Genomic DNA, 13,877 nt, shown 5'->3' with positions numbered 1-13,877 from the left:
ATAATAGGGCCTACCCCAAAAGCCGAACTTTGAAATGGAGTCATGTTCTTATTGGGTAAATTTGCAACAGTACATGAAATTATATCGAACACAAATAATAAGAGAGGGCCGTCCAATTTTTTTGGACGACCCTCTTCAAAGTGTAAAAATAAGTTCATTTTTACTAATTATGAGTTCAAACAAATCAAAATTTTAACAAGGTTCCTTAACTGAAAAAGTAACTGTATATAATATATCCTAAAACTAGCACTAAAATTAATATCCCTGTACCTTTCCAATTCATACCACCTGTCCTATCAACAGGGCTACCTGATTCCGCCCTGTTGAGTCCATCATTCAAAGAACCGGTAGGATTATTTTTCAATTCACTTTGTCTCATACGCTCTCTTTTTTCTTCTGGTGACTCTTTTGAACTCATATAATCACCTCTAAAATTAATATTCATTTTATATTCTCTTTCTAAAATATTATTACTCCCAAAAAATCCTAGTTAAAATAAATTCCCCATAACTTAAAGAAAGCTAGCGATGCTAGCTTTCTTTATAATCCAATATGTTCTTCCTTATTTACAGTAATCCCTTTATGATCGATTTCAAGCTCACATACTTTCATAGCTGCAAATACTCTTGCTAATTGCTCAGCAATTTCTTGACGCTTCTCATACGGAGTTAAAATAAAAATGGATGGTCCCGCGCCACTAAGCGCTGTGCCATATGCTCCGAATTCTTTTGCACATTTACGAATTGATGGTAATAACGGTACAAGTTCTAAACGATATGGCTCGTGGAAATGATCTCTTTCCATCATTTCACCTACAACTTCCCACTTCTTTTGACATAACGCAGCTACTAATACGTTACTTATCGCACTAGCCTTAACCGCTTCATGAAACGGAAACATCTCTGGTAATACAGATCGACTTTCATCCGTATTTAGCTCTTCATTCGGAATAAGAGAAATTACGCCTAATTCCTTACTTTCAATCCTTACAACCGAAACATTCTTGCCATCCAGTGCTCCGATTACAGTTCCACCTAAAATAGAAGCAGCAACATTATCTGGATGTCCTTCAAAATTTGTAGCAATTTGGACCTTTTGATCAGTTGTTAAATGTAAATTTCCAAGTTGATTCGCAAGCTCTATTCCTGCTACAATCGCTGATGCACTACTTCCTAGCCCTCTTGTCAGCGGAATATTACTAGTAACTTCTATTATATGGGGTGATAAAGAAGGACATACTTTACATGCCGTGCTAACAATTAAATTTTTATCGTCTGTTGGAATTGAATCGTCAAAAGAATGTATCACTTGCCACTTATCAGCTTCTCCCTTTACACTCACTTCTAAATATAATGACAAAGCTATTCCAACAGAATCAAATCCTGGTCCAACATTCGCTGTACTAGCAGGAACACGAACTCTTAATGGTATCACGACATAATCACCCCTTTAATATGATCTTTAATTTGTTCTATATCATTTGACACACTTGCAATATCAAATTTATTAGAAGAAATTGCGATATCAGGATCTTTTAAACCATTTCCAGTTAAAACTGCAACAACTGTTTCGCCTTTTTTGATTTTTCCAGATTGAACATGTTTAATTACGCCCGCTAATGATGCATTCGATCCTGGCTCTGCGAAAACTCCTTCAGTTTTTGCTAACAATCTATACGCATGTAATATTTCTTCATCTGACACCATATCTATTTCACCATTAGACTGCTCGGCTGCCTCTACTGCATACGACCAACTTGCTGGATTACCGATGCGAATCGCTGTTGCAATCGTTTCAGGTGCCTCAATGACATGTCCTTTTACAATTGCCGCCGCCCCTTCCGCTTCAAAACCGTGAATTCTTGGCTTCTTATAGCCTTTTTCTTTCTCGTATTCACAGAACCCTTTCCAATATGCTGTAATATTCCCAGCATTTCCAACAGGGATAGCTAGAACATCTGGTGCGTTTTGCAACTGGTCACAAATTTCAAATGCCGCTGTTTTTTGCCCTTCAATTCGATAAGGATTCACTGAGTTTACTAATGTTATCGGCTCTTCTGCAGCAATATTTCTTACAGCTCTAAGTGCATCATCAAAATTCCCTTCTATTGAAATAATCTCCGCTCCATAAGCAACTGCTTGCGCTAATTTCCCATGCGCAATTTTCCCTTCTGGTATTACGATAATACATTTCATCCCGAGGCGTGCCGCATAAGCTGCAGCCGATGCCGATGTATTACCTGTAGATGCACAAATGATTGCCTCTGCCCCTTCTTCTTTCGCCTTTGCAACGGCCATTACCATACCACGATCTTTAAAAGAACCTGTTGGATTCGCTCCTTCATACTTTCCGTATAACTGAATCCCTAATTGTTTTGATATATTTAATAATGGAATAAGGGGTGTATTTCCTTCCATTAAGCTGACATCAGGTGTGTTTTCATTCACTGGTAAATAAGAAGCATACTGTTTTAATAGTCCTTTATACATATTGTTTTTCCTCCTCAATAATGTAGTAACTGTTTATTTCACTTGCGACATCTTCTATCGCCCCTAAAACTTGTTCGAATTGATATTTTGAAGTTCGATGCGTCACAACAACGACTTCTGCAAGCTCACGATTCAAAGGTAATTGAATTACCTCTTTTAAACTCACAGAATAATCAACGAAACATTCTGTTATTTTTTGTAACATTCCAGGCTCATCTCGTAATGAAATACGCAAAAAGTATTTCGAAACTACTTCTTCATCTCCTTGTAATTCATACGGCTCCGGTTCTTTTAATACACTTTTATTTTTCGGAACTTGATTCATATTTTTAACGATTGAAATAATGTCACTTACTACAGCAGAACCAGTTGGTAACTTCCCAGCTCCAGGTCCGTAAAACATCACTTCTCCTACTGCTTGACCGTGAACATACACCGCATTGAATTCATTATTCACATTCGATAGCGGATGATGACTTGGTAATAAAGTCGGTTCTACACTTAAGTGAATGGATGATCCTTGTTTTTCAGCTTTACCAATTAATTTCATAGTAAATCCTAATTTTTCGGCCATCTCTAAATCTTCTTTTTCAACCTTTCGAATACCTCTAACTTGAACATCATCTAAAGAAACATTCATCGAAAAACCTAAGTTAGCAAGAATTGCTACCTTTCTCGCAGCATCTAGCCCATCTACATCCGCTGTTGGATCGGATTCTACGAAACCTAATTTTTGTGCCTCCTGTAAAGCCTCTTCATACGACCATCCATTTTGACTCATCTTTGTTAACATATAATTTGTTGTTCCATTTACGATTCCCATTATTTTTTCAATTTGATCTGACGCTAGCCCGTCTGTTAATCCTCTTAATATCGGAATCCCACCCGCTACACTTGCTTCATAACATAAATCACATTCATTTTTATTTGCCAGTTGCAAAAGCTCCGCACCGTATACGGCCATTAAATCTTTATTTGCTGTTACGACATGTTTCTTACTTTGTAAAGCCTTCACAATATGCTCTTTCGCTTCTTCAATTCCGCCCATTACCTCTACTACAATATCAATATTTGAATCATTTAGAACTTCATCAACATTACTTGTTACTACGATTCCATCAATGCAAACATCACGTTCTTTTTCCAAATCACGTACAACGACTGTCTTTACCTTTACTTCATATCCTGTATCAAGAGTGATTTTTTTATAATGTTCTTTCAAAATATGGACAACACCACTTCCGACAGTACCTAACCCTAATACCCCAACATTAATAACATTATTCATCTTCTAATCTCCTCCTAAAATTTTATTTTTTATCTCTATCAATCACCTTGCTCTGCCATTTTTTCATGCAGGTGGTGGTTATTTCCGTACGTACTAATCGTTTCATGTTACCGCACCTCCTTCCAAAGTAATAAAAAAAACACACTCATCCCTGGGAAAGGGACGAATGTGTTTTCGTGGTTCCACCCTTGTTCCAACCTAGACTTATTTTCTTCTAGATTGCTCAAGTTCAGATAACGGCTGATACCGTCAATAATTACTAGATTGCTCGTTCACTATTGAAGTTCAAAGGTGGTAAGATCATTTCTCGTGTTAGGAAGCTCACAGCCTTGGCTTCCCTCTCTGTAAACCGTAAAAATGATTTCATGTCCTTATCGTTACTTTTCCGTTCATATATATTTGTTAACTCATTATACTCGCATAAAAAACAAAATCAATACTATTTTTTAATTATTTTTAATTTTCAATCTAATAACTATAAAAAAACACACTCATCCCTAGGAAAGGGACGAATGTGTTTTCGTGGTTCCACCCTTGTTCCAACCCAGGCTTATTTCCTTCTAGGTTGCTCAAGTTCAGATAACGGCTGATACCGTCAATAATTACTAGATTACTCGTTCACTATTGAAGTTCAAAGGTGGTAAGATCATTTTTCGTGTTAGGAAGCTCACAGCCTTGGCTTCCCTCTCTGTAAACCGTAAAAATCATCTCATGTCCTTATCGTTACTTTTTCGTTCATGTCTATTTGTTAACTTATTATAGTTATGAAAATTTTAAAAAGCAAGCCTATTTTTATTTACTATTTTAAAGATAATTTCTCATTATATTTCACAATAACATTTTACAAAGACTTCTCTTATTACCTATATTTTAAATTTCTAACTTGTAAATCAGCAGTTCATATATAAATAATTCATTCTAAAACGAGAAGCCTCCCACTTCCTAAAACTATATTTATAAAACATTTTCAATACAATCTTTTCGTATAACTTTCTTCTAAAGAACGTGCAACTTCCTCTTCTGAAGCATTCACTTTCGCATGCTCCCGTAACATCTTTGCAGCTGAAGGTAACTCTATTTTATTTAACCATGACTCTGGGTCCCACATTTTTGAACGAATAAAAGCTTTTGCACAATGAATATAGCATTCTTCTATTTCAACAACAATTCCAAGTAACGGATTACGTCCATTCGCCTGCATTTCTTTCAAAATTTCTTCATCGTTTGTAATATATGCTTTACCGTTTATTCGGAGTGTTTCCCCAAGACCAGGAATAAAAAAGATTAACCCTACGTGCGGATTTGAAATAATATTTAAAATTGAATCTATACGACGATTACCCGGCCTTTCTGGAATGATAATTTTATTTTTATTTAATACATATACAAATCCAGGTGCGTCTCCTCTCGGCGAAGCATCACACTCTCCTAATTTATTTGCAGTAGATAATACTAGAAAAGGAGATTTAGACAGAAAATCTACACAATGATGATCAAGTGATGAAATAACTTTTTTCAAAGCACGTTCACTTGGTTGCCCCAATATTTGTCGTAATTCTTCCTCAGTTGAAATTATTGATTTTATTTCCTTACTCTCTCTCTTCACTTATAATCACTCCTTTTTCTTTATTTTCCCAAAATTCAATACAAATATTGTATAATAAAATTTGCAGAAAGGGGAATTAAAATGACAGAGTGGTTAACAATATTTGATCCTGAAAGAAATACACTTGGAAAGAAATTACGTGATGAAGTACATCGTGACGGTGATTGGCACGAAACATTTCATTGCTGGTTTGTAGAAAAAGATGCTGAGGATATGTTCTTATATTTCCAATTACGCTCTAAAAATAAAAAAGAAGCTCCGGGTATATGGGATATTACATCCGCTGGACACATTATGCATGATGAAGATGTACAAATCGGCGGCCTTCGTGAAATTGAAGAAGAATTGGGGCTTTCCTTTCAAACGACTGATTTAGCATACAACGGAATCTTTAAAATAGATTATGAAATTTCAAATCTTACTGATCGTGAGTTTTGTCATATGTATTTTCACAATGTAATACAACCACTTCCATTTGCACCGGGTGAAGAAGTAGACGACGTGATGAAAGTACATGCAACTTCTTTTCTACAACTATTAAAAAGAGATATTTCATCTTTAACGACTATTTCTGTTTTAAATAGTAAACCGATAACGATAACATTTGAAGATATTTATCCCTATGACCTTGAATACTATGAATTTGTTATAGAACAAGGAAAAGAATTGCTAAAAAATAATAGTTTGTAAATAAAATAGGACTTCCAGCTTATATTGTGCGGAAGTCCTATTTTATTTCTCATTATTGTTCAAGTATCTTTAATCTTTTCTCTACTCTCATAAATAAGCGAATGATTAACAACAGCATAATAACCATAATCGCTATCATTGTATGTGGATATCTAAACAGTATACTAATAACACTTCCAATTAACATCATAATGAATCCATTTTGTTTCATCACTTCTGCACTATACCTGTTACCTGCATCCCATAATTCCTTATTTTTCATAGATCGTTTCGTACGGTAACCGTATGCTGCGTTAATATCCGTCGGTGGATTTTTTTGAAGAATAAGGGCCGCAAGTATAAATATAATACCAATCAATATGCTTATTCCTATGTTTACTAGTGCATCCATCAATTATATCCCCCCTAACTTACACTTTCATTATACGGTATAACCCTACATTTTCCAATTAGTGGCATATTTGTTTATTTTCTTTCTTTCGATGTCTGGAACATGCTTGGAAGTGTTACAAAACGTGCTCCTTTCGTTATTAACTGCGGAATGATTTTGTCTAGCGAATCTACAGACCCTTGCAAATGTCCACCTGGAGTCGAATGTTGAAGTATGACACTACCTGGAAATGAATTCCCTAACACATTATTTGTAATCGTATCAGCACTTACCCCTTTCCAATCAACTGTATCAACACTCCACTGTACAATCATAAAATTTTGCTCTGTTGCCCACTTCAATTGATTTTCAAGTATTTCACCATATGGTGGACGAATAAATTTCGGTGCATAACCAGCTAAACGATTTAATATTTCTTCCGTTTTTATAATTTGATTATGGTACTCAGCCTCATTTACTTTCGCTAAATTCGGATGGCTATACGTATGATTACCAATTACATGCCCTTCATTCGCGATACGCTTTACTACATTCGGAAACTTTTCTGCATTTTCACCAAGCAAGAAGAATGTAGCTTTCACATTATGTTGTTTTAACTTATCTAAAATTTTTGGAGTAAATACTAAATCTGGTCCATCATCAAATGTAAGAGCTACTTCTGCTTTATTGTATGGTCCTGAAAATGCATACGCATATTTTTCGACCCATGAAAATGGTGTCCATGACCCTCGATCCTCTTCTTTCATTTGGGCTTCATAATTTTGAGGAACATGTAATGCGTATGGCAATGCGTTTATATAGTCTCCATAATAAAATGAATGATATGGCATATAAGCATACGAAATATTACGTTCTGTCCCCAACTGAAATGGAACGAACATTTCTGGCGCATAAAAATAATACATGATAAAAACCTCCCTAAAATTTCATATGTGATTCATCTGCACTTTGTTAGAGAAATTCTTATCAATATACAAAAATAAGACTGTCCATAATTAGGACAGTCTTACTGCTTTATAAAATTAATAAATCGATGTACTATCTTTCGGCAAAACTTTCACATGTTTTAAATAACTTGTCACCCTGTCATCATCACCTTGCGGGTATTGATATCCATAAGCGTTAGCAATTTCGTTCGCAACTTCCCTAAATAGATCTCCCATTACAAAGAATGACTGCCATATATTTTCATATTCTGCATTTGAAAATGTCTTTCTAAATTGCTCCCACGTATCTTTTTCAACATATTGCTCGAAATGCTTACCAAACTTTCCGGTATTCACTGTAAAATTTGTTTTCATGCCAATATGCCATTCTATCATTACGATTAACATATCTCGTACAGGGCCTTCAAGCATTCCTTTCGCATAAGAAAATTCCTCTCTCCATAACCCTTTCCCTACATTTGTGCTGCACCACCAAAATTCATTACAGCAATCGAAAAACTCTTTTTCTGTAGGCTTTTTTATAACGTAATCTTTATCACTTGCTGGCGGAAATTCTCCAATACAATTGTCTTTATCCAGTAGTAATTTACTTAAACTATCCTGTCCAATAAATTTATTTATTAAACCCACTGGAACTAGCATTAAATCAATCCGGTTTCCATCCATAAACTGCATTAAATACGGAAATTTCCCGTCTTCATCCGCTGGAACTAACGACATTTCTTCCGGCATTTGCACAATCATTATTTCTCCAAATCTATGAATCCAACTATGATTACACGTAAAAGATTGTATATCTTTTACAACATAAATAATATCATAGTCTTGGAAACAATCTTTTTTCACATTTGGATTCACACGTGACCCATTCATAATGACAGCTCGAATTCTTTCATCCTCTTTTGCTGTATTTATAATTAAGTCTAGCATTTCTTTTTCAGTTCTCATCTATTCCTAACCTCCAATTTTTTATATAAACTTATATTGTTATGTATGTTGGAGGTCCTCGGGCTAACTTTGTTACACACGATACATGTTATAATTTTTGAAACATCTTTTTCATTCCACTTATCTCCTTACATCATTCTTTAACGACTGCCATTACAAATCCATCATACCCTTTACTTCCGACAGTTTGAAGCGCCGTAGCACTTACACGCGGCTCAGCAGCTATTAATTCATAGAATCGGCGTATCCCTTGTACACGAGGATCGCTGCTAGTATTGTCAATAACTTCTCCTTCACGTACTACGTTATCCCCAATAATTACAGTACCAGGGCGTGATAGTTTCATTGCCCATTCAAAATAAGCCGGATTATTTTGTTTATCAGCATCTATGAAAATAAAATCAAATGGTTCATACTTCTCGTTTTCTATTTTCTGTAAAGAATCTAACGCTAATCCTACTCGTATTTCTATTCTATCATTCAAATTGGCACGTTCAATATTGCTCCGTGCAATTTCAGCATGCTTTTCACTTGCTTCTAATGTAACAATTCGCCCTCCAGATGGCAATGCTCTTGCAAGCCATATAGTGCTATATCCGCCTAGAGTGCCAATTTCTAAAATATTACGAGCTCCTTGAATTTGTACTAATAGTTGTAAAAACTTCCCTTGAGTTGGCGATACATCATGTGCCGGCAAATTAGCTGCAACATTTGCTAGAAGAACTTCTTCTAATGTAGAATCTTTCGGTATTAATACATCACTCATATATTGATCCACAGCCGTCCATTTCTCAATCGTACTCATGTAAATACCATCCCCTTAAAGTTTTTAATACTTTTCTACCATTCATATTTAATTATACCGAAAATTCTGTTTCATATACAAAAAATAAAGAAGGGACACCCATTCCATTACAGAATAGATATCCCTTCTTTATTTATAACTTTAGCCCTTACGGATTAGTAGACCAAAGTCCAGCAGATTTAATAAATGTACGTTTATTTAATTTCAGCTGCGCTACGATAAACTCTGCAATATCTTCTGCTTGCATTACTTTATCAGGGTTTCCATCAGTTAATCCTAAGTCTACAGCCATGTCAGTTGCTACTGTACTTGGAGTTAACGCTGTTACACGAATGTTATGTTTACGAACTTCCATTGCTAACGATTCTGTTAAACCAAGAACACCAAATTTAGAAGCACTATATGCACTTGTTACAGGTGCACCTTTTTGTCCTGCTGTAGATGAAATATTAATAATATCACCAGATTGTTGTTCAATCATGCTTGGTAAAGCGGCGCGGGTTGCATAGTATACACCCATTAAGTTTACTTGAATGATTTTTTCCCAATCAGCAACTTCTAGTTCTAAAAACTTACCGAACTTAGAAATGCCAGCGTTATTAATCAAAATATCGATAGATCCTAAACCATTTTTTAACGTTTCAATTGCAGTAGTCACCTCTTCATATGAAGATACGTCAGCAGTCGCAATAACAGCTTTTACGCCTTCTGCTTCTACTTCTTTCGCAACTGCTTTTAAGTTTTCTTCTGAACGAGCTAAAAGACCAACATTTACGCCTTCTTTCGCTAATGCGATCGCTACAGCGCGACCAATCCCTCTACCTGCTCCTGTAATTAAAGCATTTTTTCCTTGTAATAATTCTGCCAAGTGTAACACTCCTTAATCATCTCAGTTGTTTATTATATTAAAAGTGTATCTATATTTATGCAAAAAGGCAATGATGCACTTTCATGTGCGTAGGTTACTTATAGGTAACTATGGTAATGGTAAATGCATTTTTTAAAAAAAATAGTGTTAGAAGGTTCTCCTCCTAACACTATTTTTCTTCATGATTTGGAATACGTACAATAAATTTTGTACCATTCCCTTCCACGCTTTCGAATTTTATTTCTCCTTGATGAAGGTCGAGTACTTTTTTTACAATCGCCAAACCTAAGCCACTTCCTCCATAAGCGCGATTCCGTGAAGAATCTGCTTTATAAAAACGTTCAAAAACATGCTGCTTCTGTTCCTCTGATATACCAATTCCCGTATCATGAATACGTACTTCCACTAATTTCTTATGTTCTTTTAACTGAATTGTAATCGTACCACCACTTGGAGTAAATTTAATACTGTTATGAATTAAATTGATCCATACTTGACTCATACTTTCTTGGTCAGCAGTCATTTGCACTTTTTCTAAATCAAGGTCTAACTCAATTTCTTTTTCAGCCCAAAGCGGTTCACTATTTAATACAACTTGCTTTAACTGCTGATCTAATCGATAAGTCACTCTTTCTGGTACATACTCTTCTGATTCTAAAAGTGTTAACTTTAATAAATTTTGACTCAGTTTAGATAATCTCGTTGTTTCAGTTTCAATAATGGTAAGATAATGCTTTCTTTTTTCAGCTGGCAGATTATCATCTTGTAGCGCTCTAGCAAATCCTTTTATAGAAGTTAATGGTGACTGTATTTCATGAGAAACATTCGATACAAATTCCTGGCGCAGTTTCTCCATCGCATTCAGTTCATCTGTCATATCATTTATACTTTTTACGAGTACTCCAATCTCTCCATCATACTTTTCTTCATTTCGTATTTTTACGGAGAAATCTCCTTTTGCAATTTTTTGTATCGGTTCAACGATCGTCCAAATCATCGCTTCTCGCTTCGGTCTCATTAATATTCCGATCAATACCCAAATAAGAACAATGAATACAAAGCCGACCATATCACTAATTAGAAACGTAACAAAAGGCGATACGTTTATTTCCAAAGCTTTCATTACACTAGACGATACAAAAAAGGCTATAGACCAAATTATAGTAAGAAAAGTAAAGAGCGCTATTATCGCCCCCATTATTTTTAACATCTTCATCTTACTCATTCGTTTTCTTTGTCTCATTTACTTACCTCTAAGCGATACCCTAAACCCCTTATCGTCTTTATACTAAACTTCGATTGCTCTTCTTGAAACTTTTCACGCAACCGATTAATATGAACGTCTAGCGTGCGTTCATTCCCTTCAAAATCATATCCCCATACGTCTTCAATTAATTGCTCTCTTGAACAAGTTCTTCCCGCCTTAGATCCTAATGTAAAGAGTAACTCAAATTCTTTTAGAGGCAATGTGACCGTTTGTTCTCCGGCGTTAACTTCAAATGTTTTACGATTTAACAGTACATTCCCAACTTGAATAGACTGAGATACTGTAATTTGGTAACGTTTCAATAATGCCTTCACTCTCACAACTAATTCTAAAGGATCAAAGGGTTTCACAAGATAATCATCTGTTCCGAGGTGAAACCCTTTTATCTTTTGAGATGTTTCTCCTTTAGCAGTTAGCATCAAAATCGGAATATCATAGTATTTTCTTAATTCAAAACACAAATCAAACCCATCCATATTTGGCATCATAATATCAAGAATCGCCATATCGACTTTCACTTCTTCTATTTTTCGAAGAGCATCTAATCCATCAACGGCCTCATATGTTTGAAAACCTTCTCGTTCCAAAAATACAGAAACAAGTTCTCTAATATGCGGATCATCATCTACAATTAATATTTTAGGTATCAAGGAATCATATCCTTTCTGCTTAACATACTTTTTAGCACTCTAAAATCAACAATCAGTGAAGTGCCCCCTCACTGATTGTTTTCATTCTATAATGCTCCTTCTTTAATTTTCAACTGCTGCATTGCAAATTCACGGTACATGTCATGTGTCCGTAATAACTCATCATGTGAGCCACTTCCTGTAAGATTCCCTTTTTCAATAAAGATAATTTTATCTGCATCGACAACAGTAGAAAGTCTATGCGCAATAACTAAAGTTGTTCTACCTTTCATTAAGTTATTTAACGCCTTCTGAACAACTGATTCCGATTTACTATCAAGACTTGAAGTCGCTTCATCTAACATCAAGATTTGCGGATTTCGTAGTAACGCTCGAGCAATCGCAATTCGCTGTCTTTGCCCTCCAGAAAGCTTCACACCACGCTCTCCAACTTCTGTTGCATATCCACTTGGTAAATCATGAATAAACGCATCAACATACGCCATCGCTGCTACTTTTTCAATTTCTTCGTCAGTCACTTCGCCCTCAACACCGTAGCAAATATTATCACGAATCGTTCCATCAATTAACGGACTATCTTGTGAAACGTAACCAATTTGACGTCGCCATGACTGTAATGAATATGCTGTAATTGGTTCTTTCCCTAATTTTATGAAACCACTAGTCGGCTCATAAAAACGTTCTAACAGCGAGAATAAAGTTGTTTTTCCGCTACCACTTGGTCCTACAATCGCTGTTACTTTTCCAGATTCAATCGTGAAGTCGATATTTTTCAATATTTTCTCTTCTTCGTTATACTCAAAATGTACATTTTCAATAACGATCGACTGCTTCGCATTTGTAACATTCCTACCTGTCTCATGATCTTCTACTTCATATTCTAAAATCGTATTAATTCTTTCGGTTGCACCAATTGCTTTTTGGAACTGAGTAAAGAACATAGATAACTGACTCATCGGCATAATAATTTGAACTAAATACAAAATAAATGCTACAAGTTCACCTGTTGTTAATGCACCGCTAGAAACTCGCATTCCACCATACCCTACGATAATAACAAGTAATGCCATTAAAACAAACGACATAACTGGTGAAATTAATGCTTGCACTTTTCCTTCTTTCAAACCAAATTGCAATAATTTTTGGATACCTGCATTACCTGTCTCATATTCTTTTTTTTCCGTATTTGAAGATTTCACTAAACGAATCTCTGATAACACTTGTGTTAACACACTTGTAAACGAAGCCGTTTCATCTTGAAGTGCTTTTGAAATCTTATACATTTTTCGTCCAAGTGGAACTAAAATTAGTACCGATAACGGAATAACCGTTAAAAGTAAAATTGTCATTTTCCAGTCTAAAACAAATAATACAATTAATGATCCAATAATTGAGATACCGCCTGTTAATAAGTTTGACAAATGCTCAGAAATTAATGTTTTAACAACACCTGTATCATTTGTCATACGACTAATTGTATCTCCCGTTCTGTTTTGATCATAATAAGACACTGGTAAAATAAGTACCTTTTTCCACAATCGTTCCCTAAGTCCAGCCACAATTTTTTGTCCAATATAATTCAGTAAATAAATAGACAATCCTGCAGCAATTGTTTGAATAATAAAGAATGCAATTAATCCAACAATTTGTCCCGTACTAATTGAGGAAAGCGAAAAATTATCAACTAAACCTTTTGTTAGCATTGGAATAAACAAACTCGCTCCAGTAGAAAGTAAGCTCATTAGTAATGCAAAAATAAGAATGCCTTTCGGTGGATTTGTATCTTTAATGAGACGTAAAAACTGCCTCCAATTCCCTTTTTTCTTTTCTATATTCCTAACTTCCATTGTCGTTCATCTCCTCGTTATAAACAAAACTATTATCTCTAAAACTAGAATACGCTATAAATGTAAACTGAATGTAAACAC

General features: G+C 35.2%; 14 protein-coding genes and 2 other annotated features. Of the genes, 1 reads left to right on the top strand and 13 read right to left on the bottom strand.

Going from position 1 to position 13,877, the window contains the following annotated elements:
* Positions 1-205: 205 nt before the first annotated feature.
* From MHB76_RS09485 to MHB76_RS09465, 5 genes are all read right to left on the bottom strand, one after another.
* Complete coding sequence (locus MHB76_RS09485; RefSeq protein WP_131231300.1) at positions 206-418, bottom strand: DUF6366 family protein; 213 nt, start codon at positions 416-418, stop codon at positions 206-208.
* A gap of 122 nt (positions 419-540) precedes the next feature.
* A complete protein-coding gene (gene thrB, locus MHB76_RS09480; RefSeq protein ID WP_340986296.1) occupies positions 541-1,434 on the bottom strand; it encodes a homoserine kinase in 894 nt (297 codons plus the stop codon).
* Positions 1,431-2,489 (bottom strand): threonine synthase, encoded by a 1,059-nt coding sequence (gene thrC, locus MHB76_RS09475; RefSeq protein ID WP_215556052.1) that lies wholly within the window; start codon positions 2,487-2,489, stop codon positions 1,431-1,433. The genes thrB and thrC overlap by 4 nt, the downstream gene beginning before the upstream one ends.
* A complete protein-coding gene (locus tag MHB76_RS09470) occupies positions 2,482-3,777 on the bottom strand; it encodes a homoserine dehydrogenase (protein WP_078173194.1) in 1,296 nt (431 codons plus the stop codon). Before MHB76_RS09470 ends, thrC begins: the two co-directional genes overlap by 8 nt.
* 155 nt (positions 3,778-3,932) lie before the next feature.
* Positions 3,933-4,164, bottom strand: a binding site (T-box leader).
* Between the two features lie 114 nt (positions 4,165-4,278).
* Positions 4,279-4,510, bottom strand: a binding site (T-box leader).
* Between the two features lie 234 nt (positions 4,511-4,744).
* On the bottom strand, positions 4,745-5,383 hold the full coding sequence (locus tag MHB76_RS09465) for a pyridoxamine 5'-phosphate oxidase family protein (protein WP_078173193.1): 639 nt from the start codon (positions 5,381-5,383) through the stop codon (positions 4,745-4,747).
* An 81-nt stretch (positions 5,384-5,464) separates the two neighbouring features.
* Between MHB76_RS09465 and MHB76_RS09460 the strand changes: the two genes are divergently transcribed.
* Positions 5,465-6,073 (top strand): NUDIX hydrolase, encoded by a 609-nt coding sequence (locus MHB76_RS09460; protein ID WP_078173192.1) that lies wholly within the window; start codon positions 5,465-5,467, stop codon positions 6,071-6,073.
* A gap of 52 nt (positions 6,074-6,125) precedes the next feature.
* On the opposite strand, the gene MHB76_RS09455 is transcribed toward MHB76_RS09460, so the two are convergent.
* The 8 genes from MHB76_RS09455 to MHB76_RS09420 form a co-directional block, all read right to left on the bottom strand.
* Positions 6,126-6,464, bottom strand: a complete 339-nt coding sequence (locus MHB76_RS09455) for an SdpI family protein (protein WP_002158258.1) — start codon at positions 6,462-6,464, stop codon at positions 6,126-6,128.
* A 74-nt stretch (positions 6,465-6,538) separates the two neighbouring features.
* Positions 6,539-7,369 carry a peptidoglycan-N-acetylglucosamine deacetylase gene (locus MHB76_RS09450; protein WP_078173191.1) on the bottom strand — a complete coding sequence of 277 codons (831 nt, stop codon included), beginning with the start codon at positions 7,367-7,369 and terminating at the stop codon, positions 6,539-6,541.
* A 117-nt stretch (positions 7,370-7,486) separates the two neighbouring features.
* Positions 7,487-8,359, bottom strand: coding sequence for an aminoglycoside 6-adenylyltransferase (locus MHB76_RS09445; RefSeq protein WP_002158260.1), 873 nt, complete (start codon positions 8,357-8,359; stop codon positions 7,487-7,489).
* A gap of 133 nt (positions 8,360-8,492) precedes the next feature.
* Complete coding sequence (locus MHB76_RS09440) at positions 8,493-9,164, bottom strand: O-methyltransferase (RefSeq protein ID WP_078173190.1); 672 nt, start codon at positions 9,162-9,164, stop codon at positions 8,493-8,495.
* A 148-nt stretch (positions 9,165-9,312) separates the two neighbouring features.
* Positions 9,313-10,032: a 3-ketoacyl-ACP reductase gene (locus tag MHB76_RS09435; RefSeq protein WP_002012353.1), complete on the bottom strand. Its 720-nt coding sequence runs from the start codon at positions 10,030-10,032 to the stop codon at positions 9,313-9,315.
* Positions 10,033-10,201: 169 nt separating this feature from the next.
* Positions 10,202-11,275 (bottom strand): envelope stress sensor histidine kinase HitS, encoded by a 1,074-nt coding sequence (hitS, locus tag MHB76_RS09430; RefSeq protein WP_340986290.1) that lies wholly within the window; start codon positions 11,273-11,275, stop codon positions 10,202-10,204.
* Positions 11,272-11,949 carry an envelope stress response regulator transcription factor HitR gene (gene hitR, locus MHB76_RS09425; RefSeq protein ID WP_002158263.1) on the bottom strand — a complete coding sequence of 226 codons (678 nt, stop codon included), beginning with the start codon at positions 11,947-11,949 and terminating at the stop codon, positions 11,272-11,274. Before hitR ends, hitS begins: the two co-directional genes overlap by 4 nt.
* Before the next feature lie 86 nt (positions 11,950-12,035).
* Positions 12,036-13,796 carry an ABC transporter transmembrane domain-containing protein gene (locus MHB76_RS09420; protein ID WP_199709098.1) on the bottom strand — a complete coding sequence of 587 codons (1,761 nt, stop codon included), beginning with the start codon at positions 13,794-13,796 and terminating at the stop codon, positions 12,036-12,038.
* Positions 13,797-13,877 lie beyond the last annotated feature (81 nt).

It is taken from the genome of Bacillus sp. FSL M7-1345, assembly GCF_038006985.1.
Taxonomy (GTDB): Bacteria; Bacillota; Bacilli; order Bacillales; family Bacillaceae_G; genus Bacillus_A; species Bacillus_A cereus_U.
This window is presented reverse-complemented; position numbering and strand designations above follow the sequence as displayed.

Excerpts from the sequence above, each read along its gene's own strand:
- MHB76_RS09445 (WP_002158260.1), bottom strand. The coding sequence starts at position 8,359 with ATGAGAACTGAAAAAGAAATGCTAGACTTAATTATAAATACAGCAAAA.
- MHB76_RS09440 (WP_078173190.1), bottom strand. The coding sequence starts at position 9,164 with ATGAGTACGATTGAGAAATGGACGGCTGTGGATCAATATATGAGTGAT.
- MHB76_RS09470 (WP_078173194.1), bottom strand. The coding sequence starts at position 3,777 with ATGAATAATGTTATTAATGTTGGGGTATTAGGGTTAGGTACTGTCGGA.
- MHB76_RS09485 (WP_131231300.1), bottom strand. The coding sequence starts at position 418 with ATGAGTTCAAAAGAGTCACCAGAAGAAAAAAGAGAGCGTATGAGACAA.
- MHB76_RS09455 (WP_002158258.1), bottom strand. The coding sequence starts at position 6,464 with ATGGATGCACTAGTAAACATAGGAATAAGCATATTGATTGGTATTATA.
- MHB76_RS09420 (WP_199709098.1), bottom strand. The coding sequence starts at position 13,796 with ATGGAAGTTAGGAATATAGAAAAGAAAAAAGGGAATTGGAGGCAGTTT.
- MHB76_RS09450 (WP_078173191.1), bottom strand. The coding sequence starts at position 7,369 with ATGTATTATTTTTATGCGCCAGAAATGTTCGTTCCATTTCAGTTGGGG.
- MHB76_RS09460 (WP_078173192.1), top strand. The coding sequence starts at position 5,465 with ATGACAGAGTGGTTAACAATATTTGATCCTGAAAGAAATACACTTGGA.
- thrC (WP_215556052.1), bottom strand. The coding sequence starts at position 2,489 with ATGTATAAAGGACTATTAAAACAGTATGCTTCTTATTTACCAGTGAAT.
- hitS (WP_340986290.1), bottom strand. The coding sequence starts at position 11,275 with ATGAGACAAAGAAAACGAATGAGTAAGATGAAGATGTTAAAAATAATG.